Annotated in this window: 24 protein-coding genes, 1 tRNA gene and 3 pseudogenes; 13 read left to right on the top strand and 15 right to left on the bottom strand. The window is 53.1% G+C overall.

Features of this window, described 5'->3' with window-relative positions; translation table 11 throughout:
- Nucleotides 1-28: 28 nt before the first annotated feature.
- The 5 genes from HF984_RS11825 to HF984_RS03075 form a co-directional block, all read right to left on the bottom strand.
- Nucleotides 29-163, bottom strand: coding sequence for a hypothetical protein (locus HF984_RS11825; RefSeq protein ID WP_343947464.1), 135 nt, complete (start codon nt 161-163; stop codon nt 29-31).
- Nucleotides 163-678, bottom strand: a complete 516-nt coding sequence (locus HF984_RS03090; RefSeq protein WP_168614236.1) for a trypsin-like serine protease — start codon at nt 676-678, stop codon at nt 163-165. The genes HF984_RS11825 and HF984_RS03090 overlap by 1 nt, the downstream gene beginning before the upstream one ends.
- A 186-nt stretch (nt 679-864) precedes the next feature.
- Entirely contained in the window at nt 865-1,605 is a 741-nt protein-coding gene (locus HF984_RS03085; protein WP_168614215.1) for a phosphoglyceromutase, read from the bottom strand.
- Between the two features lie 172 nt (nt 1,606-1,777).
- Nucleotides 1,778-2,095 (bottom strand): DUF2516 family protein, encoded by a 318-nt coding sequence (locus tag HF984_RS03080; protein ID WP_168614214.1) that lies wholly within the window; start codon nt 2,093-2,095, stop codon nt 1,778-1,780.
- 16 nt (nt 2,096-2,111) lie between these two features.
- Complete coding sequence (locus tag HF984_RS03075) at nt 2,112-3,311, bottom strand: trans-sulfuration enzyme family protein (protein WP_168614213.1); 1,200 nt, start codon at nt 3,309-3,311, stop codon at nt 2,112-2,114.
- 25 nt (nt 3,312-3,336) lie between these two features.
- Between HF984_RS03075 and tmk the strand changes: the two genes are divergently transcribed.
- Genes tmk through HF984_RS11820 form a run of 4 tightly spaced genes read left to right on the top strand, consistent with a single transcriptional unit; the run spans nt 3,337 to nt 6,676 of the window.
- Complete coding sequence (tmk, locus tag HF984_RS03070; RefSeq protein ID WP_343947463.1) at nt 3,337-4,125, top strand: dTMP kinase; 789 nt, start codon at nt 3,337-3,339, stop codon at nt 4,123-4,125.
- Nucleotides 4,122-5,276, top strand: coding sequence for a DNA polymerase III subunit delta' (locus tag HF984_RS03065; protein ID WP_168614212.1), 1,155 nt, complete (start codon nt 4,122-4,124; stop codon nt 5,274-5,276). The genes tmk and HF984_RS03065 overlap by 4 nt, the downstream gene beginning before the upstream one ends.
- A gap of 9 nt (nt 5,277-5,285) precedes the next feature.
- Nucleotides 5,286-5,783 (top strand): hypothetical protein, encoded by a 498-nt coding sequence (locus tag HF984_RS03060; RefSeq protein ID WP_168614211.1) that lies wholly within the window; start codon nt 5,286-5,288, stop codon nt 5,781-5,783.
- Nucleotides 5,708-6,676 carry a S41 family peptidase gene (locus HF984_RS11820; protein WP_168614210.1) on the top strand — a complete coding sequence of 323 codons (969 nt, stop codon included), beginning with the start codon at nt 5,708-5,710 and terminating at the stop codon, nt 6,674-6,676. The genes HF984_RS03060 and HF984_RS11820 overlap by 76 nt, the downstream gene beginning before the upstream one ends.
- A 14-nt stretch (nt 6,677-6,690) precedes the next feature.
- Here the strand turns inward: HF984_RS11820 and nrdG are convergent, their stop codons facing one another.
- Entirely contained in the window at nt 6,691-7,209 is a 519-nt protein-coding gene (nrdG, locus tag HF984_RS03050; protein ID WP_247596433.1) for an anaerobic ribonucleoside-triphosphate reductase activating protein, read from the bottom strand.
- A gap of 133 nt (nt 7,210-7,342) precedes the next feature.
- Complete coding sequence (gene nrdD, locus HF984_RS03045) at nt 7,343-9,265, bottom strand: anaerobic ribonucleoside-triphosphate reductase (protein ID WP_168614208.1); 1,923 nt, start codon at nt 9,263-9,265, stop codon at nt 7,343-7,345.
- A 257-nt stretch (nt 9,266-9,522) separates the two neighbouring features.
- Here nrdD and yczE point away from each other — a divergent pair.
- Nucleotides 9,523-10,186 (top strand): annotated as a pseudogene (gene yczE, locus HF984_RS11960) (membrane protein YczE).
- 69 nt (nt 10,187-10,255) lie between these two features.
- On the opposite strand, the gene HF984_RS03035 reads toward yczE, so the two are convergent.
- Both HF984_RS03035 and HF984_RS03030 read right to left on the bottom strand, forming a co-directional pair.
- The gene (locus HF984_RS03035; RefSeq protein ID WP_247596419.1) at nt 10,256-11,617 is read right to left on the bottom strand and encodes a PFL family protein; all 1,362 of its coding nucleotides are present in this window, start codon (nt 11,615-11,617) and stop codon (nt 10,256-10,258) included.
- A gap of 16 nt (nt 11,618-11,633) precedes the next feature.
- Complete coding sequence (locus HF984_RS03030) at nt 11,634-11,903, bottom strand: ACT domain-containing protein (RefSeq protein ID WP_168614206.1); 270 nt, start codon at nt 11,901-11,903, stop codon at nt 11,634-11,636.
- Nucleotides 11,904-12,088: 185 nt separating this feature from the next.
- On the opposite strand from HF984_RS03030, the gene HF984_RS03025 reads away from it, so the two are divergent.
- Together HF984_RS03025 and HF984_RS03020 are read left to right on the top strand one after the other, a co-directional pair.
- Nucleotides 12,089-13,135: a YeeE/YedE family protein gene (locus HF984_RS03025; RefSeq protein WP_168614205.1), complete on the top strand. Its 1,047-nt coding sequence runs from the start codon at nt 12,089-12,091 to the stop codon at nt 13,133-13,135.
- A 27-nt stretch (nt 13,136-13,162) separates the two neighbouring features.
- Nucleotides 13,163-13,390, top strand: a complete 228-nt coding sequence (locus HF984_RS03020) for a sulfurtransferase TusA family protein (RefSeq protein WP_168614204.1) — start codon at nt 13,163-13,165, stop codon at nt 13,388-13,390.
- 68 nt (nt 13,391-13,458) lie between these two features.
- Here the strand turns inward: HF984_RS03020 and manA are convergent, their stop codons facing one another.
- Nucleotides 13,459-14,640 carry a mannose-6-phosphate isomerase, class I gene (gene manA, locus HF984_RS03015; protein WP_168614203.1) on the bottom strand — a complete coding sequence of 394 codons (1,182 nt, stop codon included), beginning with the start codon at nt 14,638-14,640 and terminating at the stop codon, nt 13,459-13,461.
- Nucleotides 14,641-14,766: 126 nt separating this feature from the next.
- Here manA and HF984_RS03010 point away from each other — a divergent pair, with 126 nt between their 5' ends.
- A complete protein-coding gene (locus tag HF984_RS03010) occupies nt 14,767-16,170 on the top strand; it encodes a phosphomannomutase/phosphoglucomutase (protein WP_168614202.1) in 1,404 nt (467 codons plus the stop codon).
- Between the two features lie 127 nt (nt 16,171-16,297).
- Here the strand turns inward: HF984_RS03010 and HF984_RS03005 are convergent.
- Nucleotides 16,298-17,049 (bottom strand): annotated as a pseudogene (locus tag HF984_RS03005) (sulfite exporter TauE/SafE family protein).
- 193 nt (nt 17,050-17,242) lie between these two features.
- On the opposite strand from HF984_RS03005, the gene HF984_RS03000 reads away from it, so the two are divergent.
- Nucleotides 17,243-17,782, top strand: a complete 540-nt coding sequence (locus tag HF984_RS03000) for a hypothetical protein (RefSeq protein WP_168614201.1) — start codon at nt 17,243-17,245, stop codon at nt 17,780-17,782.
- A gap of 212 nt (nt 17,783-17,994) precedes the next feature.
- Here the strand turns inward: HF984_RS03000 and HF984_RS02995 are convergent, their stop codons facing one another.
- Both HF984_RS02995 and HF984_RS02990 read right to left on the bottom strand, forming a co-directional pair.
- Nucleotides 17,995-19,182, bottom strand: a complete 1,188-nt coding sequence (locus HF984_RS02995; RefSeq protein ID WP_168614200.1) for a globin domain-containing protein — start codon at nt 19,180-19,182, stop codon at nt 17,995-17,997.
- A gap of 113 nt (nt 19,183-19,295) precedes the next feature.
- The gene (locus tag HF984_RS02990) at nt 19,296-19,772 is read right to left on the bottom strand and encodes an RrF2 family transcriptional regulator (protein ID WP_168614199.1); all 477 of its coding nucleotides are present in this window, start codon (nt 19,770-19,772) and stop codon (nt 19,296-19,298) included.
- 264 nt (nt 19,773-20,036) lie between these two features.
- On the opposite strand from HF984_RS02990, the gene HF984_RS02985 reads away from it, so the two are divergent.
- Nucleotides 20,037-20,405, top strand: coding sequence for a hypothetical protein (locus HF984_RS02985; RefSeq protein ID WP_168614198.1), 369 nt, complete (start codon nt 20,037-20,039; stop codon nt 20,403-20,405).
- Nucleotides 20,406-20,483: 78 nt separating this feature from the next.
- Here the strand turns inward: HF984_RS02985 and HF984_RS11430 are convergent.
- Together HF984_RS11430 and HF984_RS02970 are read right to left on the bottom strand one after the other, a co-directional pair.
- Nucleotides 20,484-21,311 (bottom strand): annotated as a pseudogene (locus HF984_RS11430) (ATP-binding cassette domain-containing protein).
- Nucleotides 21,312-21,769: 458 nt separating this feature from the next.
- Nucleotides 21,770-23,623, bottom strand: a complete 1,854-nt coding sequence (locus HF984_RS02970; protein WP_168614195.1) for a phosphoenolpyruvate carboxykinase (GTP) — start codon at nt 23,621-23,623, stop codon at nt 21,770-21,772.
- Nucleotides 23,624-24,054: 431 nt separating this feature from the next.
- Here HF984_RS02970 and HF984_RS02965 point away from each other — a divergent pair.
- From HF984_RS02965 to HF984_RS02955, 3 genes are all read left to right on the top strand, one after another.
- Nucleotides 24,055-24,127 (top strand) — tRNA-Arg (locus HF984_RS02965).
- 195 nt (nt 24,128-24,322) lie between these two features.
- Nucleotides 24,323-24,646: a 2Fe-2S iron-sulfur cluster-binding protein gene (locus HF984_RS02960; protein WP_168614194.1), complete on the top strand. Its 324-nt coding sequence runs from the start codon at nt 24,323-24,325 to the stop codon at nt 24,644-24,646.
- A gap of 3 nt (nt 24,647-24,649) precedes the next feature.
- Nucleotides 24,650-25,480 carry a DUF4232 domain-containing protein gene (locus HF984_RS02955; RefSeq protein WP_168614193.1) on the top strand — a complete coding sequence of 277 codons (831 nt, stop codon included), beginning with the start codon at nt 24,650-24,652 and terminating at the stop codon, nt 25,478-25,480.
- Nucleotides 25,481-25,510 lie beyond the last annotated feature (30 nt).

Genomic DNA, 25,510 nt, shown 5'->3' with positions numbered 1-25,510 from the left:
CAGCTGAAGTTTGTGGGAGCCTCTTTCCCTACCTCTCAAACTCAAGAGCCTTCACGCCGGCAGTGCGCTCAATCCACGGCACGAACGGCGCTAACTGCATACTTCCGGATACCTCGTTCGGGTAGAAATCTGCAACATGAGAGCCCGTCACGTTGACACCCACTAACTGGTCGTTGACGAAGAAAGGTCCGCCGGAATCTCCGTGGTTCGATATTCCATCAATGCCTTTGAGCTTGTAACAGTATTCCAGTACCTATCGTGACCGGTATACACCTGCTCCACCTGCGCACGACGCAACCAGTCCATTGTTTTTCCCTCAAACCCGCGTCCGTAGCCGTAGATAAATCCAGTCTGGCCAGCGGTGAATTTGTGGTTCTTGGCGAGCCGTGCATAGTTCGGCAACTTGTGAGAGGCACTCAGACGAATCAAAGCTAAGTCGGCATCATTTGACTCCACGTAATTCTGAGAAGAGATAGCCTGCCCCGGGTTCTGCTTGTCATTGGAGTAGAAAACGGAGATACCGTCGGGAGTCTTCGCGTCCTCGGTGTAGTGCGCAGCGGTGAGCACCCACTCGGCGTTGAGAGCCGTTCCCGTGCAACGGGTTGGCTTTTTGCCCTCGTCTTGGGGAATAACCAGTTGAACGATATAGGGCGAATTAGTCTTTTCGCCGCCGGTGATGGCGAAGGACGCCGGCGCTCATCGCTAATGTTTTGCGGGCAAAGGAACTTTTATGTATTGAATTATTGAGAACTATTCTCAAATTATAGAACTAGGAACGCACCTCAACACAATAAAAAAGCAGTGTCTCTCATTTTCACTAGAGAAAATGAGAGACACTGCTTTTGAGATAAAAAGCTCTACGCCTTACTTCTTACCCTGGTTAGCAACAGCCTTGATGGCTTCCTTAGCTGCCTCGGGGTCAAGGTACTCGCCAGCCTTGGTGGGCTTGAAGTTCTCGTCCAGCTCGTAGTACAGCGGAATACCGGTAGGAATGTTAACACCTACGATGTCATCGTCTGAGATGCCTTCGAGGTTCTTAACCAGTGCACGCAGTGAGTTACCGTGTGCAGCAACCAGAACGGTCTTGCCTGACTCGAGATCGGGCTTGATGTCTGACTCCCAGTAAGGAAGCATGCGCTCAAGAACGTCCTTCAAGCACTCGGTGCGAGGAGCGTTCTCAATGTCAGCGTAACGAGGATCGTTAGCCTGTGAGAACTCATCGTTGTCATCGATAGCAGGAGGTGGCACGTCGTATGAGCGACGCCAAGTCATGAACTGCTCTTCACCGTACTTCTCAAGGGTCTCAGCCTTGTCCTTGCCCTGAAGCGCACCGTAGTGGCGCTCGTTCAAGCGCCAGTTGCGCTTTACGGGAATCCACAGGCGGTCTGCTGCATCCAGCGCCAGGTTAGCGGTGTTAATAGCGCGACGCTGCAGTGAAGTGTGTACAACATCGGGGAGGATGCCGCGCTCCTTAAGAAGCTCGCCACCTCGCTTAGCTTCTGCCTGGCCCTTTTCGGTGAGTGCAACATCTACCCAACCGGTGAAAAGGTTCTTTTCGTTCCAGTCTGACTGTCCGTGACGGAGCAATACTAATTTATAAGTCATGGACTCATTATCTCACTGAAACCCCACACAATGGAAGTAAAACCAACCTTAAATCCAAACAAACGCCACACGTTTTAAAAAGACTTACCCCGCCCGAAATTGCCGTTTGGAGTATAAAACATACCCACCATGGCGATTTCACACGGGGTAAAGCTACTAAAAATAAAGGACGCTAGCGGCGGCGTCGCACAGCCACAGCGGGGCGGACGTCCGCTAAAAACACACCGGCAGCGGTCGCTGCAATCAGCATAATAAACAGCGACGAATGACCGATTCGAGCAACCATCAAAAGATTCAGCACAAGCGCTACAGCACTTGCACCGGTTACTGCCACCCAGAATTTCTTGGTGCGCTTAAAAGCTGACTCGTACGCGTAATCGGTAGCTCGCAAAGCCTCAATGAAGGCATAAACTCCCATGCCACAAAAAATTGCGGCCATTGCGAACTCAACAACTAGCTGAACATAGTAAATAAGAAGAAGAGGACTCACAGAACTAATCTACCGTTTACTTGCCCAGTACCGAAAGTGCGCGGGTGAGGTCAGCGTAGAGATCCTCAACATCTTCAATGCCCACGGACAGACGCAACAGGGACTCAGGGATAGAGTGCGGCTCAGCACCGTGACGACGACGACGCTCCACTAGAGATTCCACACCGCCCAAGCTAGTTGCCGGCGTCCAAATCTTCAAAGCTTTAACGACCTCATCGGTTTGCGCGGCATCCGCATCGAGGGTGATAGACAGAACCGACCCGAAAAGATTCATCTGCGCGGCCGCACGTTCATAGCCCGGATCGCTTTCAAGACCGGGGTAACGCACAGCGCGAACCGCCGGATGCTCGCTCAAACGCCGCGCCAACACCAGTGCAGAGTCAGATGCCTGTTTGACGCGAAGCGCCATGGTACGCACACCGCGAAGGCCCAGCCACGCCTCAAAAGGACCGGCAATTGCGCCGTTCGTCGTGCGATGCGCGTGCATTGCCGCGCGCAAAACCTCGTGAGAAGTCACCGCAATACCCAACAACACATCGGAGTGACCGGCAATCGACTTGGTCGCTGAATGAACAACAACATCTGCACCGAGAGTCAGTGGCTGCTGACCCAGCGGAGTAGCGAACGTATTATCAACGGCACTGACAATTCCAAGACGCTTTGCGGCACTCAAAATCGCGGGCAAGTCACCCACCTCGAGCATGGGATTGGTGGGGCTTTCCATCCAGAGAAGCACCTTCGGCGCCGCGTAGTTAACGTTCTCAGGCGTCGTACCGCGTTCAGCAGCCGCAGCCTCAAGCTCAGCAATCACAGACTCAGTATTCTCAAGGTCTAAACGCACCAGCTTGGCGATACCGCGAGCCTCAAGATTCTTAGCCAAAGTAACAGATGCCATGTAAGTGTGGGCTGGCATCAAAATGGTAGAGCCAACAGGCACAAGATCTTGAACCGCAGCAATCGCAGCCATACCTGAGGCAAACACCAATCCCGGCAAGGTGGCACCTTCAAGATCAGCGATAACCTCTTCAAGACCGTCCCAACTATCGTTAGAAAAACGGGCGTAGGTGTTGATATCAGAACTACCCAGCTGATAGAAGGTCGAAGACATCGTAATGGGCGGGTTCACCGGCGCATTTTCAACGTGGGCAGGACGCCCACCGGCAACGACGCGCGTCTGCGGGGATAGGTTGTTCTCAAGATTATTCTGTTCACTCATGTATTTACTGTAAGACAGGTAGCATGTGCAATGCGATGAAAGCTCAATAAATGTTCATGCGGCAGGCCGAGTAACGAAGCCACGGCAACAAAACCCGGGCGCAGCGTCCTCGCCTGTTCTTGATACCCTTAACAGCGTGAACAACGCGCTCAACTTTGAACCAAACACCGTAGACAACCGTGACTACCCCGGACTCTTTATCGTCTTTGAAGGCGGTGACGGCTCGGGTAAATCAACGCAGGTTAAGCTACTCGCTGAGGCCCTGAAGAACACGCATCCTGATATCGTCGTTACCCGCGAGCCCGGCGGCACAGATATTGGCGAGAAGCTTCGCTCCCTCGTGCTCGAACACGGTCACGGCGAGGTGGACGCCCACACTGAGGCTCTTATTTTTGCGGCGTCTCGCGCGGCACTGGCTCACCAGCTGATTCAACCTACGCTAGAGCGCGGCGGCATCGTTCTATGCGATCGCTACATTGATTCTTCTGCCGCCTATCAGGGCGCAGGACGCCAACTGGGCATCGAAAACGTAGTCAATTTGAGCCTGTGGGCAACCGAGAACCTCACCCCCGATCTCACCATTTTGTTGGATGTTCCGTTGGATGCAGGACGCGCGCGCACCGATGCTCGCGGGGCAGCTGACCGCATGGAATCAGAGCCCGATACGTTCCACACTGTTCTGTACCAGACCTTTAGTACCCTTGCGGTTCAGAACCCTGAACGATACGCCGTCATCGATGGCACTGGAAGCATCGCCGAAGTTCATGCCCAAGTACTATCAGCCGTGCACACTAAACTTCAGGAGCAAGAATGAGCGTGTGGGAATCCCTGATCGGCCAGGGCGCCGTTGTTGAGCAGTTGCGCCGCGCCGCCGCTCTAGACACCCCCACTCATGCCTGGCTTTTTAGCGGCCCCTCAGGTTCAGGACGCGAGGACGCGGCACTCGCCTTCGCTGCCGCTCTTTTGTGCGACCAGCCCAACCCCGCCGATCGCGGATGCGGGCAGTGTAAGTCCTGCACCACCGTGCTCAGCGGCAGCCACGCCGACCTCACGCGTTTTCGAACTCAAAACGTGAGCATCAAAATTGAAGAAGCCCGCGAACTAGTCACCCGCGCGCAGGACCGTCCCTCCGTAGGACGCTGGCGCGTCATCATTCTCGAAGATGCAAACCGTATGCCGGAGAGAACCTCCAATGTGCTGCTCAAAGCAATCGAAGAGCCACCACCCCACACCATCTGGTTGCTCACTTCACCGAGCGCATCCGACGTTCTCATCACTATCCGCTCACGCTGCCGACCGGTGAAGCTGAGGATTCCCCCGGTTGCTGATATCGCATCTTTGCTGATTACCCGGCACGGAGTTGAGCCGGCACTCGCTGAACACGCCGCACGACTTTCTCAAGGCAACATTGAAACCGCTTTGCGCCTGTCTACCAGCACCGATGCCGCCGACGCCCGCGCACGCCGCGAAGAGGTAGTGGGTATTCCTTTGCGTCTGCGCTCAGCATCGGCAGCAATTGGCGCAGCCGACCGCCTGATTACCATTGCTGAAGAAGAAGCCGACGCGGACGCGTCCTCCCGCAACGAAGCCGAATTGCAGGCACTCCGCGACGCTTTAGGCATTGCTGAAGGCGAGCGCGTTACTCCGGCGATGCGAGCTCAAGTTCGTCAGCTTGAAGAGGATCAAAAACGCCGAGCACGCCGTATTCAAGCCGATACGCTCGACCGTTTTTTGGTGGATTTGCAGACGTTTTACCGCGATGTGCTCACCCTTCAGCTGGGGACAGGCGCGCAGTTGGTGAACGCGCATCTTGCGCAGCAACTCACGCAGTACGCGGGTGATACCCGCCCCGAAACAACGCTGGCACACCTTGACACCATCGCGGTTACCCGACGCCGCATCACCACGAACGCCAGCGCACGGCTCATGTTCGAGGCAATGATGACAGCGCTGATGAAGCGGTAGAGCATCATCATGTGTAAGTTCAAGAAGGTCTTACAAGGAAAAGAGCTTTATCTAGATATCCCTCATCAGCTCATCAGTGAAGACATACGTACTTTACTTGAGCTTGAAGTAGAAGAGTTATCGACTGTTTTCGGATGCGAAGTTTATTTTCAAAAACCACCCGCTTATGCTCCGCGTTGGATTTTTCGACCTCGTCACCAAGGTATGGATGCCGCAGAATTAGAGTGGTTTCCGGGTACAAAAGCTCTAATTTCGTATGCAGACAATGAAGACGAGGCACTTCAAACGTTTAGTCTTTTGCACACTCGTGCTCGTACTGATAAAAACTCGGTGGAATACAGCCCTCCGTGTACTACGCAAGAAGCTGCATATTTAATACGCGATGAAGTTCTCAATACTTTCCCTCTTTCGAGCTACGAAAGATTAACCCCGTGCAGTGGGCCAAACAGTTTGATGAACCTGCCCCAAAGGATTGGAATGAATTCAAGTATTGGGCGCAGAAATTAATTGCTCAATTGCAGGATGCACACACATCAATCATCGAAAATCGTTTCTCGGGATTTGTCCCTCCTTACAGAGGCCGTCTCTATGAAACGGGCATCATTCTGGATAGGGTGCCTTTCAACAGTGATGCTGACCAAGCAGGTGTAGCACCCGGGTGGATGGTTAGAGTCGAAGATTCCCTGCGTTGGCTTACGACAACTGGTGCTATACCTCAGCAATACCGTCAGATAGCTGCTAGAAAAGCATTAACGGTAAACCATGATTATCAACGATTTACCGCTTTTAGCCCGGACGGTTCTCAACAGATTTCGTGGGATGAGAATCCGCAACAACTCATTCTCAGGGATATAGTTGACGTCAATCAGATGGATGATTGTATTACCTATATAGGGCTACGCTCTTTTTCACCTGTGCCGGGGCTTTTATCTCTCTTTAAAGACGTCTGCGCAAGCTCCTCAAAATATTCACATATGCTTCTAGATCTCCGAGGCAACGTGGGTGGAAGTATAGTATTAGCGCGCGAACTTCAGTCCCTTTTCTTGCGTGAAAAAACGCAGATTGGTTCAGCCTCATTCACTGACGGATGCGGACATCTCGGACCAGTATTCGCTCGGTACACTTGTCCTTCTTCAAACGCGCGATGGCTCGGAACACTCGAGATTCTGATTGACTCCATGACATACAGTGCAACAGAAGATTTTATCCTTGGGTTGAAGGGGCTTTCCCACGTTTCTGTTCGCGGCGAACGCACCGGTGGTGGTAGCGGACGTCCCCGCTCAGTGCCCATAGGGCCAGACCTTTCACTTCGTATTAGCACCGCTATAACCTTTGAGAAAGGTGGTTCTCCCGTTGAGCATTTCGGTATCGAACCAGATGTTGCAGAGCCACTGCGCTAAGTGACTTTTCTTCTCTACTGCCTATAGCCCACCAGCTTAATTGGCTCACCCGCATCCAAGGAGGCCGGTACATCTATGATGCGCTGGTTGCTTGAACCGCGGAAGGCCAGGTTCGAGCTATAGCGCGACTGGATGAATGGTCCGTCCACTAGAACATCGAGGTGACGCAGGAGCTCCAGCTGGTCTTCTCGCCCCGCGCTCATGGATGCCTGCAGCTGCTCCCAGGTGTAGCCTGTCCACGCCCATACGGTTTTAGTCGGCAATCGCTCACGCACCTTGCGCACCAGCTGTAAACACACGCTCGTATTGAGCAGGGGTTCCCCTCCCAGCAGGCTCAGTCCGGCTACATACGGTTTCGCAAGATCCTCCAAGATTCTGTCTTCAAGCTCCTGGGTGTAGAGGTTTCCGTAGCGAAAGCTCTGTGCAACTTGGTTATAGCACCCCACGCAACGAAAAGGGCAGCCCGAGACGTACAGAGCGCACCGAACGCCCGGGCCGTCCACGAAAGTAAACGGCTTGTAGTCCGCCACCATTGACCGGCTCAAGCGCGCCGACGACCAGCTACCATCAACGGCCGGAAGGCTTCTTGGGCCATCAGTGATTTCTTGTAATTTCATCTTTTCTCTCACCAAAACGGTTGTCTCTCGGCGGGAAAGCACCGAGCAGCTAACCCGCGTCCTTCGCCATATGCTTGACGCGATTAATGATTTCAGTGTGACGCCCGTGCACCATAGGACGCTTGACCGGATTGCCCAGGTACCCGCAGGTGCGCTTGACGACATCGCATGTATCGGGATTGGTGTTGCCACAGTCGGGACATCTAAAACCGTCGGCAGTCGGGGCGAACTCGCCTTCAAACGAGCATTCGTAGCACTTATCAATCGGGGTGTTAGTGCCCAGGTACGCTACGCGGTCGTAGGCAAAATCCCAGACAGCTTCTAGGGCTTGGGTATTGTGAGTCAGCTGAGGGTACTCGCAGTAGTGAATAAACCCGCCGGATGCGTAGACCGGGTAGTCCTTCTCAAACTCCAATTTTTCAAAGGGCGTGTAATTCTTGCGGATATCGAGGTGATAAGAGTTGGTGTAGTAGTCCTTATCCGTCACATCGGTGACAGACCCAAAACGCTCCTTATCGAGGCGACAGAACCTATCAGTCAGTGACTCTGATGGCGTTGAGTACACCGAATACCAAGGCCCGTTTGCCTGGTTTTCACGCCTGGTGCTGGCTTTCAGACGTTCTAGAATTTCTAAGCTGAACTGCTTTGCCTGCGCATTTTTCTCCCACGCGGGGCCAAAGAACAACGCGACGGTTTCGTAAATACCGATATAGCCCAAGGACGCGGTGGCTCGCCCATTATCGAAGAACTGGTCGATGCTCTCCCCCTCGCTCGCGCGAATCCCAAAGGCGCCGTGTTTGTAAAGAATGGGTGCATTGTCAATGAGTGCTTCGCGGCAGCGTTCAACGCGGTAGCGCAAGGCACTCATGGCAAGCTCAACGCGTTCTTCGAAGAGACGCCAGAAAGAAGCGATAGCTTGCTGACGTTCTTTATCACTGAGATTTTCTGCCGCGGCCTGTCCCGCAATAACCTGCGCGCTTGCGGTTTCAAGAGCAATACGAGGCAGGTTCACCGTCACTACCCCAAGGTTCATGCGTCCGGAGTTAACCTCAGCACCTGATGCGTCCGTCCAGCCCTGCAAGAAGGAGCGGCACCCCATAGGGGTCTTATAGCTGCCGGTAATCTCGATCAGCTTTTCATAATTAATAACGTCGGGATACATGCGCTGGGTGGAGCATTTCAGGGCAAGCTGTTTGATGTCGTAATTGGGGTCGGCAGCTTCAAGGTTTGTACCGCGTTTGAGGCCAAAGACAAGCTTGGGGAAAATTGCCGTGTGCCCGTCACTCCCAATGCCGTCCAAACGCACCTGCAAAATCGCTTTTTGAATCTCACGCTCCCACACACCTGTGCCCACTCCGAATCCGAGCGTCACGAATGGCGTCTGGCCATTTGAGGAGTACAGAGTGTTGACCTCGTACTCGAGGGACTGCATAGCGTCATAGATATCTTTGGCGGTCTTAGCCGTGGCGAACCCTGCGGCATCGGAAATACTCCATGTGGATGCCTCTACAAGATGCTTTTCGTAGTTGAGAGAGGCGTAGGGGGCTAGAACCTCGTCGATACGGTCAACGGAGCATCCGCCGTACTGGGAGCTCGCAACGTTAGCGATAATTTGGGCAATCTGCGCGGTAGCGGTCTGGATAGATCTTGGTGACTCGACGTGGGCGTTACCGATGGTAAACCCGCCAGAGAGCATGCCTGCGATATCGATAAGGCAGCAGTTCGTCATCGGCTCAAAAGGAGAATAATCCAGGTCATGAAAATGGATATCACCGTCTAAGTGTGCCTGGGCAATCTCGCCCGGAAGCATACGAGTTAGCGCGTACGCTTTGGCAACCGCACCCGCTGTGAGATCACGCTGGGTGTTGAAAACAGTGGCATCTTTATTGGCGTTCTCGTGCACAATAGCGCTATCACCCGCCCGGAGATTCTCAATAGCCGCTTCGATAGCACCTGATTTTTTCAACAACATCTAGTGGACTCCTTAAATTTCAACCACTAGATATAGTATTTTTACCGTTTCTGTGCTTTAGCCACAGAATGTCTACGCGTTGATTGAGGTTCTCTAGGTACAACAAACCTTTAGCTTGTCTTGATGCGAAAACCCGCGAGCGCGTATTTGCTGTGTAAAGCAAAACTGACAGCAAATTTTTTACGAGCTAACAGACGGCGCGTCATATTCACCCCACTCGTTGCAGACCACGAACATCTGAGGCCTAAGATAACCTCATGCCCCAAAGTACCCCAGCACCGCTAGCGCATATCACACCGCTCCAACAACTAAAAGCCGGCAAACTAGCCATTCGCTTGCCTCAGCTTTTCATCGGTCTGATAGGGTTCGGTTTCTCATGCGCACTCATCATTGAATCGGGTCTCGGTGCTATGAGCTGGGATGTGCTCACCCTAGGTCTAGTTGAGAAAACAGGGTTAAGCTACGGCGCACTAACCGTCATCACGTCTTTTGTGGTGCTGTTACTGTGGATTCCGCTGAAAGAAATGCCGGGTCTCGGAAGTATCGCTAACGCCGTTCTGGTCGGAATTTCCGCTGATATCGCACTGCGTTTTATTCCTGCCCCGAGCAACCTCCCAATGCAGTGGGCCTACGTCATTCTTGCAATTCTTGCTTTTAGTTTCTTTGACGCGCTATATATCGGCTCAGTTTGGATCAGGACCAAGAGACGGTCTGATGACGGGGCTCATGCGCATCACCGGGAAACCTGCCGGAATCATCCGCACAGTCCTTGAAGTTACCGTTGTCATTATCGGCATACTCATGGGCGGACAATTCGGCCCGGGAACCATTTTGCTTTCGCTCACGGTTGGCCCCATCATCGGCTATTTTCTTCCCAAAGTCACCGTGCGATTAGAACCTAAAACCCGCGTCCCGCACTAAAACTTCACCATGTAAAAAGGTGGCACCTTCTCAGTGAAGATGCCACCTTTTGAGTTTGCCGTTCAACGACTAGTTTCTAAAGCCATGCACGGGTGAAGGAATACGGCCGGTACGTGCGATAAAAGCCTCAGCACTCGGTGAGTGAGTGGGCATAACCGGCGCGCGTCCTAGCAAACCGCCGAACTCCACCATGTCACCAATTTCAAGACCCACGGCAGGAATCAAGCGAACCGCGGTAGTCTTGTGGTTCATCACGCCAATAGCGGCCTCGTCTGCAATCATGGCTGAAATAGTGGACGCGGTAGTGCCACCGGGAATTGCCACCATGTCCAGACCAACGGAGCAGATCGCCGTCATCGCTTCAAGCTTATCCAAGCTGATTTTGCCAGCCGCTGCGGATGCGATCATACCGATATCTTCTGAAATCGGGATGAAGGAGCCCGACAGACCGCCCACGTGCGAGCACGCCATCAGGCCGCCCTTCTTCACCGCGTCGTTCAGCAAGGCAAGCGCCGCCACAGTACCGTGTGTGCCAACGGTTTCAAGGCCCATTTCTTCTAGGACGTGCGCAACGGAGTCACCAACCTCAGCGGTTGGTGCCAGCGAGAGGTCAACGATACCGAACTCAACGCCTAGACGCTTTGCCGCCATCGTTCCAACCAACTGGCCCATGCGGGTGACCTTAAACGCCGCCTTTTTGATAGCCTCTGCGCACTCGTCAAAGCTTTCACCGCGCACTTTCTCCAGCGCACGCTTGATAACACCGGGGCCAGAAACACCTACCGAAATCACGGTGTCAGCCTCCTGCACACCGTGAAAAGCTCCCGCCATGAAGGGGTTATCGCTCACAGCATTAGCAAAGACAACCAGCTTAGAGCACCCAAAACCGTGCTGGTCAGCGGAAAGATCTGCGGTTTCGCGAATAACCTCTCCCATACGCTTAACCGCGCTCATGTTAATACCGGCACGCGATGAGCCGATATTCACCGATGAGCACACCACGTCAGTCTCACAGAGCGCGCGCGGAATCGAAGACATCAAAATCTCATCGGCAGGAGTTACGCCCTTATCAACCAGCGCTGAAAACCCACCGATAAAGTTCACGTCCACAGCCTTTGCTGCAGCGTCTAACGTCTTTGCGAACTCAACATAATCGGTGTCGCTTGAAGCACCCGCCACCAAAGCAATCGGAGTTACCGAAATACGCTTATTAATAATCGGGATTCCCAGCTCAGCTTCAATGCCAGCGCACACCTCAACTAGCTTTTCGGCACGAGAGGTAATTTTGTCGTAAATCTTCTGACGCGCTTTTTCACCGTCAGAATCGGCACAATCCAAAAGAGAAATGCCCATGGTCACGGTTCGGATGTCGAGTTTGTCTTCCTCGATCATCTGAATAGTTTCAAGAATATTTGCGTTTGAATCAGTCAACACAGTGATGCCCTCCTTACAGCGAGTGCATCGCTTTGAAGATGTCCTCAGACTGGATGCGCACCTTAACCTTCTGTGCCTCACCAACCTTCTTCATCGCGTCCTGCAAATCAGCCAGGTTCTGAGTGTTCTCGTCAAATGAACACTGCATAATCATGGTGAAGTATTCGTCCATCAGTGACTGCGAGACGTTTTCGATGTTAACGTCCTGTCGGGTGAGCTCGGTTGCCACAGCGCCCACGATACCGGTGTGATCCAGGCCGGTCACGGTCAAGATAATTTTCATGATCACTTTCTTCCTCATTGAAAAACGATTGCTTGCATATACAACCATGATAAGCAGAACACACCGCTCCCCCGCCACTTTTGTTTCTATGGTGGACGGTGCACTTTAGAGGATGCAGCTCACAACTGTTGAGTTTTATGACTGTTGCCTAGTCAGAGACTGAAAGAGATGACGAGGGTGGACGCATGCTTATTACCGGTTTGTTAGTTGGCGCTGCCTTTGGTTTCGTGCTACAGCGCGGGCGCTTTTGCATTACTGGCGCCTTTCGAGATGTGTGGGTCTCTAAAAATTCTTGGTGGCTCGCCGCTCTCTTTGTAGCGATTTCTGTGCAAGCTATTGGGCTTGCTGCCTTCAATACCTTTGGAATTCTTCCCACCGACTCTGTTGCAAGCGCGTTTGCGCCGTTTGCGACTATTGCCGGCGGGTTCATCTTTGGCTTCGGTATTTTGATGGCTGGCGGATGCGCGACAGGCACCTATTATCGTGCAGGTGAAGGCCTCGTGGGTTCTTGGTTTGCTTTGATTTTCTACGCACTTTTTGCAGCAATGTTCAAGACTGGCCCTTTTGCGCAGAGCACCGCTTTTGTCCGCAACTGGGGTGTCACGGAAAATGCGACGATCTACCAGTCACTCGGTATTTCAGCGTGGGTGCTGGTAGCTGTCTTATTGGCAGTAACCGGCTGGTGGACCTACCGTAACCTCACGCGTCCTAAGTTGCCAATGGCGACTTTGCCTCCTGAAAAGACCGGTGTTGCGCACCTACTCTTTGAAAAAGCGTGGAACCCCTATATCACCGCTATCTTGATTGGTCTGATTGCTCTTGCCGCCTGGCCGCTGAGCTGGGTCGCAGGACGCAAATGGGGACTGGGCATCACCGGCCCTAGCTCTAACATCGCAGGCTACCTCACTACCGGCAACGTAGAACTCGTTGACTGGGGCGTATTCTTAGTGCTCGGCATTCTAGTAGGGTCATTCATTGCCGCTAAAGCCAGTGGCGAATTCAAGGTTCGCGTCCCCGATTCAAAGACCATTGTTAAATCGATTATTGGCGGTGCCCTCATGGGCTGGGGCGCTTCCTGGGCTGGCGGATGCACCATCGGCAACGGCCTCGTTGAAACCTCCATGTTCTCCTGGCAGGGCTGGATCGGTCTCATCGCAATGATTCTGGGCACCGGCGCCGCCGCCAAAATCTTCATCATGCCGCGTAAAGTTGGCAGCCCCGCAGCATCCTAAAAATTCTGAAAGATAAGGAAAATACTCATGGCACAGCGTGTACTTGAAACCGACGGCTTGGTCTGTCCCTTTCCCGTCCAAGAAGCTAAGGCAGCTATGGAAGAAATGAATCCCGGCGACGAGCTCGTCATCAACTTTGACTGCACCCAGGGCACCGAAGCTATCCCGCGCTGGGCGGCCGAAAGCGGTTACGGCACCAAAGACTTTCGCAAGCGCGGCCCCGCTGAATGGAGCATCACCGTTATCAAGGCGTAAGCATTGAAAGAGCACAAAGGGCGGTCGAAAACGTTGAAATTTTTCGACCGCCCTTTGTGCGCGATAGCTTAGCGATGCGTGGCGATGTAGAGCTCGCCGCATCCTGAAATTCTTGTAGTTACAGGCTCACCGATGTGCATCACTGACTCGGTACCGGTGACCTCAAAACTTTCATCACCGGTAGACACGGTAACGTTGCCACCGACACTCAGCAAAGTAGAAGTGCCCTCAAACGTGTAGTCCACAGGCTGATTTTCAACGCGAATACGGGTCACGCTCAGACGCTCATCCCACATGGCATACACGCCGGTACTCTCGTTCACGGGCTGAGCGCGCTTAATCGTGGGGGCATCCTGATCCGTTGCCAGCACCTTAATAAGCTCTTCAGTATCAATGTGCTTAGGAGTAAGACCGGCTCGCATCACGTTATCTGACGGGTTCATCAGCTCAATTGCGGTACCCTCAACGTAGGCATGCACCTGCCCATCGGGAGTAAAGGCAGAATCACCCGGGGAAAGTTCAATAAAATTCATGACAAAAGCAACGAGCAGACCCTGATCGCCGGGATGCTTGAGGCTCACCAGTTGCACCAGCTCAGCCGCTTTTCGCACCAGCTTACTGGCATCCTGCCCCTGCGTAATCTCAACGGATGCGCGCAGTAAGTCGTTCATTGCTTTTTGCGCTGCTTGCTGGTCCAAACGCAGGATGCTAGTCAGCAGTGCCTTAGCATCCTTGACCGGCAGTAAGCCTTTGAGCCAACCAGCGTCAAACGTGACAGCAAGCTCTTCAAGCTGCGCAGAATCACGCACACCCGTCAAAATCTTTACATCAGAAACAGCGATAACGGTCTCAGGCTTAGAAAACTGATCCTTGTAATTACGATGCGGCGCGTCCAAAGCAATGCCGCGCGCGTTTTCGTCGGCAAAACCAGCCTGCGCCTGCTCATCGGTCGGGTGAACCTGAATAGACAACGGAGCATCAATAGCAAGAATCTTAAAAAGATACGGGAAAGTATCGCACGAGCGGTTTTTACCCAAAAAAGTATCAGGATTATTCTCGACCAAAACATTCAATGCCGTGGAATCACCGGCATACTCAGCAACAGAAGGTGCCGAAGGATGCGCACCAACCCACACCTCAGCCTCAGGCTGATCCGTAGGCGCTGGAACACCTCGCATCTGCGCTAAAACAGTGTGAGAACCCCACGCATAATTTTGAATTGGATTATTCAGTCGAAACAATTCACCCATAGCTTTAATCCAATCATAGACGTGAGTTCTCAATCATATTTAAGCACCTTGAAAAAGGCGTGTTTATCACCATAATAGTGTGCTTTACCCGAGCAAACCTTATATGCACCGATAGAATCAATATTTATGAGCACTGTAGATTTGAATACTTCTTTTAAAGCGTATGATGTTCGCGGCATCGTTGGGCAGACCATTACCGCTGAAACCGTACGCGCAACCGGCGCCGCTTTCGTTGACGTCATGGAACTAGCGGGAAAGACCGTTCTGGTCGGCGGCGATATGCGCCCCTCATCCCCCGAATTCATGGACGCTTTTGCAGCCGGTGCAACTGCTCGCGGTGCAAACGTTGAAAAAATCGGTTTGATTTCAACCGACGAACTCTACTTTGCATGCGGTGTTGAAAATGCTGCGGGCGTCACCTTCACGGCGTCGCATAACCCCGCAGAATACAACGGCATGAAGATGGCTAAAGCAGGAGCTGTTCCGGTTTCATCTGAAACAGGCCTGTACGACATCCGCGACCTTGCGCAGAAGTACCTCAATGACGGTGAGATTCCCGCTGTTGACGCGACCGGCACCGTTACCGAGCGCGACATTCTCAAAGATTACGCACAGTACCTGCGTAACCTCGTTGACCTGAGCGGCATCCGCAAACTCAAAGTTGTAGTGGATGCGGGCAACGGCATGGGCGGCATGACCACCCCCGCAGTTTTGGGCGATGAAATCCTGCCCGCCTTGCCGCTAGAAATCGTTCCCGTGTACTTCGAGCTGGACGGTACCTTCCCCAACCACCCCGCAAACCCGCTGGAGCCTGCAAACCTCGTTGACCTGCAAAAGGCCGTAGTTGAGCACGGCGCAGACATTGGTTTGGCATTCGATGGCGATGCTGACCGCTGCTTCGTCATCGATGAAAAGGGCGAGCCCGTTACCCCCTCAGCTATCACCGCTTTGGTAGCTGAACGCGAAATTGCACGCGCAAAGGCCGAAGGCAACAACGAACCCGTCATCATCTACAACCTGATCACCTCAAAGGCTGTACCCGAACTCGTTGAAAAGCTCGGCGGACGCGCAGTCAAGACCCGCGTAGGCCACTCCTTCATCAAGGCTGTCATGGCATCAGAAAACGGTGTCTTCGGCGGCGAGCACTCAGCTCACTACTACTTCAAAGACTTCTTCAACGCAGACACCGGTATGCTCGCGGCCATGCACGTTCTGGCAGCACTCGGTGAAGTTGACACCCCGCTCAGCGAACTCGGCGCAAAGTACTCGCCCTACGTCGCATCCGGCGAGATCAATTCAGAAATTGAAGACAAAAAGGCAGCTGTTGACCGCGTACGCGAAGCTTTTGCTGATCAGCCCGTGACCGTTGAAGATTCAGACGGCACCACCTTCACTCACACCGAAGAAGGCTGGTGGGCTAACCTGCGTCCGTCAAATACCGAGCCTTTCTTGCGTTTGAACCTTGAGGCGCCGGCCGCATCCACCATGGAACGTGTACGCGACCAGATTCTGGCTCTAGTGCGCGCCTAATTTGACGCGTTGACCTGATTCTAAACCGCCCGGTGAGAATATCTCGCCGGGCGGTTTTGTACACCGGATTTCTCTGCGTACACCGATTATCGATGTACGTGGGGAGAATCAGTGTACGAAGACCCAGCTACACCAGCATGTTGATCAGCGCGATGGTTCCCACCGTAATAATAACGACGCGAAGGACGGGCGCCGGTAGCTTGCGTCCGACCTTAGCTCCCACGAGCCCGCCGAGAGTGGAGCCGACCGCGATGATAATGACAACCGTCCAATCGATGAGCTCCGAAGCACACGAGATAAAGATAAAAGCGGCCAAAAGGTTCACCGCAGAGCACAGAAAATTCTTGAATGCGTTGAGAGTTTGCAGTGTAATCGCGAGCATCATGCCCAAGGCTCCGACCATCAACACACCTTGCGCAGCACCAAAATAACCTCCGTACACGCCCAGCAAAAAGACAACAATCCAGGTAAGAATGGGACGCTTCACCGCGATAGGCGTAGACGATAGCGCGGGGTGCGGATGCGAGGTTCCCAGCTTTTCAGCGGTGCGACGTTGTACCCACGGGGTGATCGCCACCATGATGATTCCCAGCAGAATAAGCAGTGGCACGGCAAGATCGAAGACGCTGGAGGGTACAGCGCGCCGGTAGCTCCGCCCACAATAGACGCGGGAAGGAGTTTTAAGGCCAGTTTCTTCTGAGCTGCGATTTCACGACGATAGCCCCACACCCCGGAGAGATTGCCTGCAACCAAACCGATGCTGTTAGACATATTGGCGGTTAACGCCGGGAAGTCAAACATCAGCAAAATCGGGAAGGTAATGAGCGTTCCTGAGCCCACGATTACGTTGATAAAGCCAGCCCCGAAGCCTGCCGTCATGATGGCAAGAGCCTGCAGTAGTGTTCCCGCGTCCATCCGTACCTACTCAAATTTTGCCGTGCAATCGTCTTTTTCTAATGTAAAACCTTCACCGCTACTGCGCGTAATACAGAGGAAAAATAACTCCCATTTATGACGTCTCAAGAAGGAAACACCGTAAGCTGTGGGTGAGAACAGCGTTGAAAGAAACACTATGAACCAGTCGCCCGAGAAACCACAGCTGAACCCGTGGGAAGCCAACGACCCTACAAACACTGTGGGGCGTCCTGAACCGCTTCCGCCGTCCCCTAATTTCGTGAGAGCTCGTAATACTGCTTTAGGAATAGTGATTGCGCTGGCATGCGCACTGTTTGTAGCAGGACAATTCAACACAACTGTAGAAATAGACGGGCAGACGGTATCGTTCGCTCGTGCTTTCGGTTGGGTAGCTGTACCGTTACTTGGTTTATATTCAACGAGTTCACTAGTTGTGAAAAACCAAAATTCGGGTTTGTTGCCTACTGACTCAGATGAGCAATGGCAAAGTGCCTATGCCAAAAATAGGTGGTTTTCGCTCAAGATGCTCTATGCAGCCTGCATCCCATTAGTTATAGCGATTGTGTTGCTACTGGTACGCCCTCACGGGATGAGATTCTTCTATGAGTTATGTTTTGATCCGCCTCTGGTACCAATACTTATAGGTGCCACAGTTGTTCTTCTCTGGGAGATTACTACTCGCATCAAACGTCACTAGTCGTTCGGCGATAAGAAGTCTCTTTGTGGCTTATTCGTAGGGATATCTCAAAGACAAGCGCAGGTTTTGGGGCCTTCTGAATATGTCTCTTTGCATCAGAAACCACGGTATTAAAAGACCGCGGGCACGCAGATAAGCACAACACATCAAGCTCTTCTGCGTGCCCGCGGCACATCTTTTTATTCAGTTATTCTTCAGCCACAGCTACGCGGTTAGGATGCGCGTGCCTGGTCGTGGAGCATCCACTGGTCGGGGCCGAAGATTTCGTACTGAATCTGTTTGCCGGGGACGCCTGCCTCAACGAGTGCTGAGCGGACGTCCTGCATGAAGGGCAGAGGGCCGCAGAGGTAAACGGACGCGTTGGAGGGTACATCGATCTTTGCAACGTCTACGCGGCCAAAGAAGTCGCCCTGGCCTTCTTCACCGAGGAAGGTGATGAGCTTGCCGTTCTTCAGCTTCTCTACAGCGGCCTTGTAGTCGTCCTTGAGCGGCCATGAGTCGTTTGAACGGTCGCCGTGTACCGCTACAACTTCGCGTTCTGAGCCCTTTTCAGCGAGTTCTGAGACGAATGCGAGCATGGGAGTTACGCCGATGCCTGCGCTGAAGAGGTACAGAGGTGCTGACTCATCGTCGCCGAATGCGCCGAGGGTGACATCGCCGTAGGGGTTTGAGATTTCTACGGTGTCGCCTTCTTTAAGGCCGTGCAGGATCTCGGTCATTTCGCCTTCGGGATCAAGCTTAATAGCTACGCGACGCTGGTTCTTCTCTGACGGAAGCAGAGTGAACTGGCGAGGCTGACGCAGGCCGTCCTTTGCCTTGGCGATGATGGAGATGTACTGGCCCGCAACAGCATCGGTCATGGGGGTGTCATCAGCAGGTTCGAAGGTTACGTCGATGACGCCTTCGCCTGATTCGACGCGCTTGACAAGCTTGAATTCTGATTGCATAACGTCGTTTGCCTGCTGAGCGTAGAGGCCCTTTTCAAGTTTGATGAGGGCATCTGCCATGAGCCAGTAAACTTCGGTCCATGCTTCTGCTACTTCTGCGGTGCAAGCGTCGCCGAGATCTGCTGCGATTGCTTCGAAGAGGTACTTGTAAACGGTGGGGTATTCCTCTTCTTTGAGGCCCAGTGAAGCGTGCTTGTGGGCGACGCGTGAGAGTACTTCGTCGGGGTATGAGTTAGGGTTTTCCACCAGCCATGATGCGAAGACAGCGATTGAGCCTGCCAGTGCGCGGGGCTGGGTACCTTCGAGCTGTGATGAGCGTGAGAACATGCCGTCCATGAGGTCGGGACGCGCTGCGAACATACGCTTGTAGAACTCGGGGGTGATGAAGTTAATGCGTTCTGCAATAACGGGAAGCGTTGCCTCGATGACGGGGCGTGACTTTTCAGATAGCACAATGTCTCCTTAGTGACACTCTGTCTAATAAACCAAAACCCAATTTAGCATATGAAATGCAATATTTTGTTTTAAGAAATATCCGCTTTCTTGTGGTCAGAAAGCGGATTTACTTAGGATGCCAGCGGCAAACGCTTTTCGAGCGGGCCAAGACCGAGTTCCACGAAAACCGGCCCCATTTGCTTCTGATTAGGCAATTCAGCAATGACTATGCCGTCAAGAGAGGTGAAAAAAGCCTCGCGTGCACGAGCCAAGATGCCACGCAACTGACAGGACTGATTCATAGGACACGCAGAGTGACCGCCGGGAGTTTCACACTCGACCATAGCCGTGTCGCCCTCTGTTGCCCTCAAAACAGCACCAATAGTAGCGGCGCGTCCTTTTTCAGAAAGCACGACGCCCCCGGCACGACCGCGGGTAGCTTCTACCCAGCCGCGTCCTGCCAAAAATGCAACAGACTTCGCCACGTGGTTATAGGGCGTACCCACGCCCTCGGCAATCATCTGAGTCGAGAGGCGCTCTTGCCCATCTACCCCAGCCAGGAGCATCAGCACGCGCAGTGAGACATCAGAAAAAGCAGTAAGCCTCATACGCTATAGATTTCCTCTCGAATGGATAGTTCCATACATAAGAATAGTTTTACCTTTGGGATTACCACATACCCCAAATGAGTAACATTGCTTACATTCTTTCACTGTTGTGTTTTTCCTCCACACATATACCCGCATAGGGTCAAATCGACTCCTAAGCCTAGGCTACTAGGCGGTAAGATGCACAGGCGTAGGACGCTACGATCATTTTTTCTATCTCGTATTGCGTCATGTTCTTACCCACTAGAAGAAAGGATTATCCCGGTGTCGCAGCTCGATAATTCAATCCAGGAACTTTTGCAGATTGAAGGCGCAACCGGCGCAGCTCTGGTAGATATTTCATCAGGCATGGCTCTTGCATCATCAGGTAACCCCGGTTTCGACCTCACCGTTGCAGCAGCAGGCAACTCCAACGTTGTCCGCGCAAAGCTCAAGACCATGAACGATCTCGGTCTTGATCAGAAGATCGAAGACATCATGATAACCCTGGGCAACCAGTACCACCTCATCAACGTACTGAACACCACCGAAACCTCAGGCCTGTTCGTCTACATCGTGCTTGATCGCAACACCGCTAACCTCGCACTGGCGCGCCACAAGCTGAACGCGATTTCTTCACGTATCTCCCTGTAATTGGCCCAAAGGTAACCCTTTACCACTCAAGTACAGATACAAAAATCCCGTGCTGATTATTCAGCACGGGATTTTTATTTAAATCTGCTCACCCAGAACATCTTCCATCAAGGTGTCTTCGTTGGCCTCTTTATTGTTCTGAATGGAGACAATCTGACCGTCTCGCATCACGGCAATGCGATGGCACAGCTCTACGAGTTCGCTCATCTCAGAACCAATAATCATAATTGAGGTGCCGTTAGCGGCAAGGTTCTTGAGCATATCGTAGATATCGCTACGCGCACCGACGTCAATGCCACGCGTGGGATGGTTCAAAATCAACAAGTCGCACTCGGTGATCATCCCGCGGGCAAGCGCCACCTTCTGCTGGTCGCCACCGGATAAGTTACCGATTTCTCCCTGAATATTGGTGGTCTTGATGCGCAGACGCTGCACCTGGCTCACCACATCACGCAGAGCGGAAACCTCATGCACAAAACCAGCTTCGTTCGTTTGATCTCCCATTTTAGCGTCCGGGTCGATATCAAGGTTTACGCGGCCCAGAAGCTCCAGGGCGCGCTCACGCTACTCTTCGGCGGGCTTATTGACGTGGTAGGACGCACGGAAAATTGCCTGAACTACAGTCAGCTCAGGGTCAACCTTGAATTTCTGGCGAATAGAACCGATACCAACAGCCATTGCCTCTTCAGGAGTTTCAGCAACGTAGCGCTCGCCAGCAATCGTCATCATACCGCTATCAGGTACGTTGTAGCCTCCGAGAATAGAAATGAGGGTAGATTTGCCCGCACCGTTTTCGCCCAGAAGCCCAATAACTTCTCCGCGATCAACGTCAAAATCAACGCCGCGAAGCGCACGGGTGTGACCGTGTGATTTTGTCAGCCCTCGAATGCTGAGCAAATTGCTCACTTCTTGATCTCTCCTTCAAGGCCTACTGCCCTAGACCCAACGGTACGAACTCTCTGCGTCGGTGAGGTTGTTACCTCATTTAAGAGTTTTAGTTAGTTTCATTAATGATTTGTTATCACTATAAATTCTACCGAGAGCACCATAAGTTTTAGTAATTAGAATGTATAAGAAAAAATAGCCACAGACAATCTTGTCTAAGATAGCAGCTGCCCGCGAGAAAAATTAGCCTTTTCACTAGGGGTATTAAAGAAAATAAACCTGCAGAGTTTGCGCACAAACAGACGCGTAGCAACACGTAACTTTACACCCCGGCAGAGATTGCGCCTTCCATAAACTCTATTTCTTTCTCCTCGCAGGTCAGACGACATTTAGGTCTACGTTTGCGAGTTACCTGAGCACGCAAAAGCGGCACCCGATGTCCTCGGATGCCGCTTTGACTCAGCAGGTGCTACATCAACTTACTGCTGGATGCTTCTCGCAAGAATGTCGCGCTGGTCCTTGAGAGCCGGAGGCAGTTTGTCACCGAAGGTTGCAAGCCACTGGTCGATACCAGGAAGCTCCTGTGCCCATTCGCCTGCTGAAACATTCAGTGCAGCCTTGAGCTCTTCGTCAGAGATTTCCAAGCCCGATACATCAAGATCATCCTTACCCGGAACCGTACCCACGAAGGTCTCTTCACCTTCGGCAGTGCCTTCTAAACGATCAAAGATCCACTTGACCACGCGTGAGTTCTCGCCGAAGCCCGGCCATGCAAAGCCGCCGTCAGCGGTGCGACGGAACCAGTTGACGTAGTAAATCTTTGGCATGTTTTCGGCACCGTACTTCTGACCAAGATCAAGCCAGTGCTGGAAGTAATCGCCGGCGTTGTAACCGATGAACGGAAGCATCGCCATGGGATCGCGACGCACTACGCCAACCGCGCCCTTTGCGGCAGCGGTGGTTTCCGACGAGAGGGTAACGCCCTGGAACACACCGTGCTCCCAGCTCTTAGCCTCAGACACCAAAGGCACGGTGGTCTTGCGACGCCCGCCGAAGATAATCGCATCCAACGGAACACCCTCAGGTGCGTAGTACTCTTCAGCGAGCATATCTACCTGGGAGATAGGGGTGCAGAAACGCGAGTTGGGATGAGCTGCCGGACGTCCTGACTCAGGGGTCCAGTCATTACCCTGCCAGTCAATCAGATGTTCGGGAACCTCATCGGTCTTACCCTCCCACCAGACGCTGCCGTCATCGGTGAGCGCAACATTGGTGAAAATAGTGTTGCCTTCAGCGATAGCACGCATAGCGTTAGGGTTGGTGGGCCAGCCGGTACCGGGGGCAACACCAAAGAGACCCGCCTCGGGATTAACAACGCGAGCCTTATTGTTCTCGTCAAAGCGAATCCACGCGATGTCATCACCAATCATCTCGGCCTTCCAGCCATCGATTGCCGGTTCCATCATGGCGAAGTTGGTTTTACCGCATGCCGAGGGGAAAGCTGCTGAAACGTAGCGGCTCTTACCTGCGGGATTGGTGACTTTGAGAACCAGCATGTGTTCTGCCATCCAGCCCTCATCGTGGGCAAGTGCAGATGCGATACGCAACGCGTAGCACTTCTTACCCAGCAGTGCGTTACCGCCGTAACCCGATCCGAAAGACCAGATTTCACGGGTTTCAGGGAACTGGACAATGTACTTCTCGAGGTTGCAAGGCCACGGAACATCCTCTTGCCCCTCAGCCAAGGGAGCACCCACAGAGTGCAACGCCTTGACAAAGAAAGCGTTAGTCTTGCTCATCTTCTCAAGAACATCGGTACCAGTGGTTGCCATGATGCGCATTGAGCAGACAACGTAGGCGGAGTCGGTGATCTCAACGCCGTACTTGGGGTCTTTAGCATCCAGTGAGCCCATGACAAAAGGAATCACGTACATGGTGCGACCGCGCATACAACCGCGGTACAGCTCGGTCATGGTCTGCTTCATCTCAGCGGGGTCGCGCCAGTTATTGGTAGGGCCAGCTCCCTCAGCGGTCTGCGAGCAGATAAAAGTGCGCTCTTCGACGCGGGCAACATCGTCCGGGTCTGAAAACGCTGCGTAAGAATTCGGGAACTCGTGGTCGCTCAAACGTACAAATGTACCCGCATCCACCAACTCGCCAGCAAGACGGTCATACTCCTCTTGGGAACCGTCAGCCCACACAATGCGATCCGGCTGCGTTAGCTCTGCGATCTCGCGCACCCACTGAACAAGCTCAGTGTAGTTGGTCGGTGCATTATTGATGCTCTGCTCAGCTTCTGCTGTCAAAGCGGTTGCCATTGAAATGTCAGTCATCTGACGTTTCCCCTTTGTTGCTCCATATTTCAGCACTACGCTGTACTGAACTATTTGACGCTTCCGTAAAACCTCATAGTCGCTCACCGGTCTACCAAGCCCGGGAACGAAAAAACGCGCTAGAAACCTCAACGATTACATAGCGCGACTGTTGTCTTACAAAAACAGCTCACCTCTTCGTGATGTAACCAGATAACCATAAAGTCCTCGGTTTCACCACGATTTATGAAATTTCGGGGAATTTTGAATGGCCAAAAGGACGCTAAAAAATATTTTTTGGGCGATTTTTCCGCGGAATCTCGGGTTTTTTACCCTCAAAACCCCCTACTTGAGATGACAGTCACACGATTTCGATTTGCACGCTCCCCAAAACCTGCGTAGAGTGTTACTCGTTGCTGAGGCAGTCAAGCGATTGAAAGCCACTGCAAAATGCGCCTGTAGCTCAACGGATAGAGCATCTGACTACGGATCAGAAGGTTGGGGGTTCGAATCCCTTCGGGCGCACAAACCAAATCCCCGCTTCGAAAGAAGCGGGGATTTTTTGTTTAACCAAACCAATAAAGCCCCTAGTGTGACAGCCTTCACCACATAGCAATACATTTTTAAGGTCTATGTGATGCAGGTAGTGCGTGAAAGTCACCCACAGCTTCTAAAATAAGAGTGACAGGCAGACGCCCCCAATCGTTCAGGAGAAAATTAATGAGCAGCGTCAACATCAACGTTACCGACGAAAGCGGCGAAACCCGCCCCGCTGAATGGAATGAGGATCAGACCCTTCTCGACACCCTCTTGGCAAACGGCTTTCCCGTACTTGCAACCTGTGGCGGCAACGCATCCTGCGCTACCTGCCACACCTACATCGACCCTGAGCATATCGAAGCCAGCGGCGAGCGCACCGAAGCTGAAGCTGACCTTCTGCTGATGCTGGACGATGTTGCAACCGAAAATTCCCGTTTGGCATGCCAGACTGAATACTCTGTAGAGATGGACGGCGCGACCGTTACCCTCAAAGCTGGGATGTAATTTATGGCAGGCTTTTCACCACGTTCTGTGCTGGGTGTAGGGGCGCTCTGCGCGACCCTGCTTCTTTCAGCGTGTTCGGCCCAGCAGGACGCGGCGCTACAGCCCCCATCCCCCGCTCCCCCTTCTAGTAGCGCAAGTGCAACCGCCGAGGCCTCCCCGACTGGGGCGACTGGCTCTGCAACACCGACCGAGTCTTCGGAGTCGTCTCGTGCGAGCGCGAGTGTTGCTTCTGAGGACCCCTCCCCCACGGCGGCTCAGCCGACGGTTGTTGAGCAGGACCCCGTTGTTCCTTCTGAGCAACCGCAAGAATCATCTCAGCCCACCGGCACGGAGACCACCGTCGAACCTGTTCAGCCCTCTGAATCGGCTCGTGCCTCTGAGCAGGCTTCTACGCCCGCCCAGGCGTCTAATGACGCGTGTAGCCTGGGGCAAACCGTTGTATCGGCAGAAGCAAAGGGTGGCGCGGGAGCGGCTGGCTCTCAGTACCTCACGCTTACCTTCACCAATAACGGTTCTACGCCGTGCACGATTTCTGGCTACCCCACCGTCAGCTATGTTGATAATGCGGGGCAGACCATCGGTGCGCCGGCGTCCTTGGCTGCTGAGTGGACAAGCAGCGCAGTGACGCTTGAGCCGGGACGCAGCACCACGGCGATTCTGCGCGAAACGCGGGCGGATCTCTTTGGCGACCGTTGCAAGCCGGTGACCTCTAGCGGTTACCGCATCCAGCTACCGCAGACCACCGAGTCACTGTCTATTCCTTACCCCTCAGAAGGATGCAGCGACACTTCGATCCAGCAGCTCAGCGTGGGTCAAGTAGGAGCTAGTGTTTAGAGAAGGTTTCTATACCAAAAGTGCCCGGGC

The sequence above is a fragment of the Rothia terrae genome (genome assembly GCF_012396615.1).
Classification (GTDB): domain Bacteria; phylum Actinomycetota; class Actinomycetes; order Actinomycetales; family Micrococcaceae; genus Rothia; species Rothia terrae.
This window is presented reverse-complemented; position numbering and strand designations above follow the sequence as displayed.

Bases quoted from the DNA above. Each gene is read 5' to 3' on its own strand.
- HF984_RS03085 (WP_168614215.1), bottom strand. From the start codon at position 1,605: ATGACTTATAAATTAGTATTGCTCCGTCACGGACAGTCAGACTGGAAC.
- HF984_RS03075 (WP_168614213.1), bottom strand. From the start codon at position 3,311: ATGAGTGAACAGAATAATCTTGAGAACAACCTATCCCCGCAGACGCGC.
- HF984_RS03065 (WP_168614212.1), top strand. From the start codon at position 4,122: ATGAGCGTGTGGGAATCCCTGATCGGCCAGGGCGCCGTTGTTGAGCAG.
- HF984_RS03060 (WP_168614211.1), top strand. From the start codon at position 5,286: ATGTGTAAGTTCAAGAAGGTCTTACAAGGAAAAGAGCTTTATCTAGAT.
- nrdG (WP_247596433.1), bottom strand. From the start codon at position 7,209: ATGGTGGCGGACTACAAGCCGTTTACTTTCGTGGACGGCCCGGGCGTT.
- nrdD (WP_168614208.1), bottom strand. From the start codon at position 9,265: ATGTTGTTGAAAAAATCAGGTGCTATCGAAGCGGCTATTGAGAATCTC.
- HF984_RS03030 (WP_168614206.1), bottom strand. From the start codon at position 11,903: ATGAAAATTATCTTGACCGTGACCGGCCTGGATCACACCGGTATCGTG.
- HF984_RS03025 (WP_168614205.1), top strand. From the start codon at position 12,089: ATGCTTATTACCGGTTTGTTAGTTGGCGCTGCCTTTGGTTTCGTGCTA.
- HF984_RS03020 (WP_168614204.1), top strand. From the start codon at position 13,163: ATGGCACAGCGTGTACTTGAAACCGACGGCTTGGTCTGTCCCTTTCCC.
- manA (WP_168614203.1), bottom strand. From the start codon at position 14,640: ATGGGTGAATTGTTTCGACTGAATAATCCAATTCAAAATTATGCGTGG.
- HF984_RS03010 (WP_168614202.1), top strand. From the start codon at position 14,767: ATGAGCACTGTAGATTTGAATACTTCTTTTAAAGCGTATGATGTTCGC.
- HF984_RS03000 (WP_168614201.1), top strand. From the start codon at position 17,243: ATGAACCAGTCGCCCGAGAAACCACAGCTGAACCCGTGGGAAGCCAAC.
- HF984_RS02990 (WP_168614199.1), bottom strand. From the start codon at position 19,772: ATGAGGCTTACTGCTTTTTCTGATGTCTCACTGCGCGTGCTGATGCTC.
- HF984_RS02970 (WP_168614195.1), bottom strand. From the start codon at position 23,623: ATGACTGACATTTCAATGGCAACCGCTTTGACAGCAGAAGCTGAGCAG.
- HF984_RS02960 (WP_168614194.1), top strand. From the start codon at position 24,323: ATGAGCAGCGTCAACATCAACGTTACCGACGAAAGCGGCGAAACCCGC.
- HF984_RS02955 (WP_168614193.1), top strand. From the start codon at position 24,650: ATGGCAGGCTTTTCACCACGTTCTGTGCTGGGTGTAGGGGCGCTCTGC.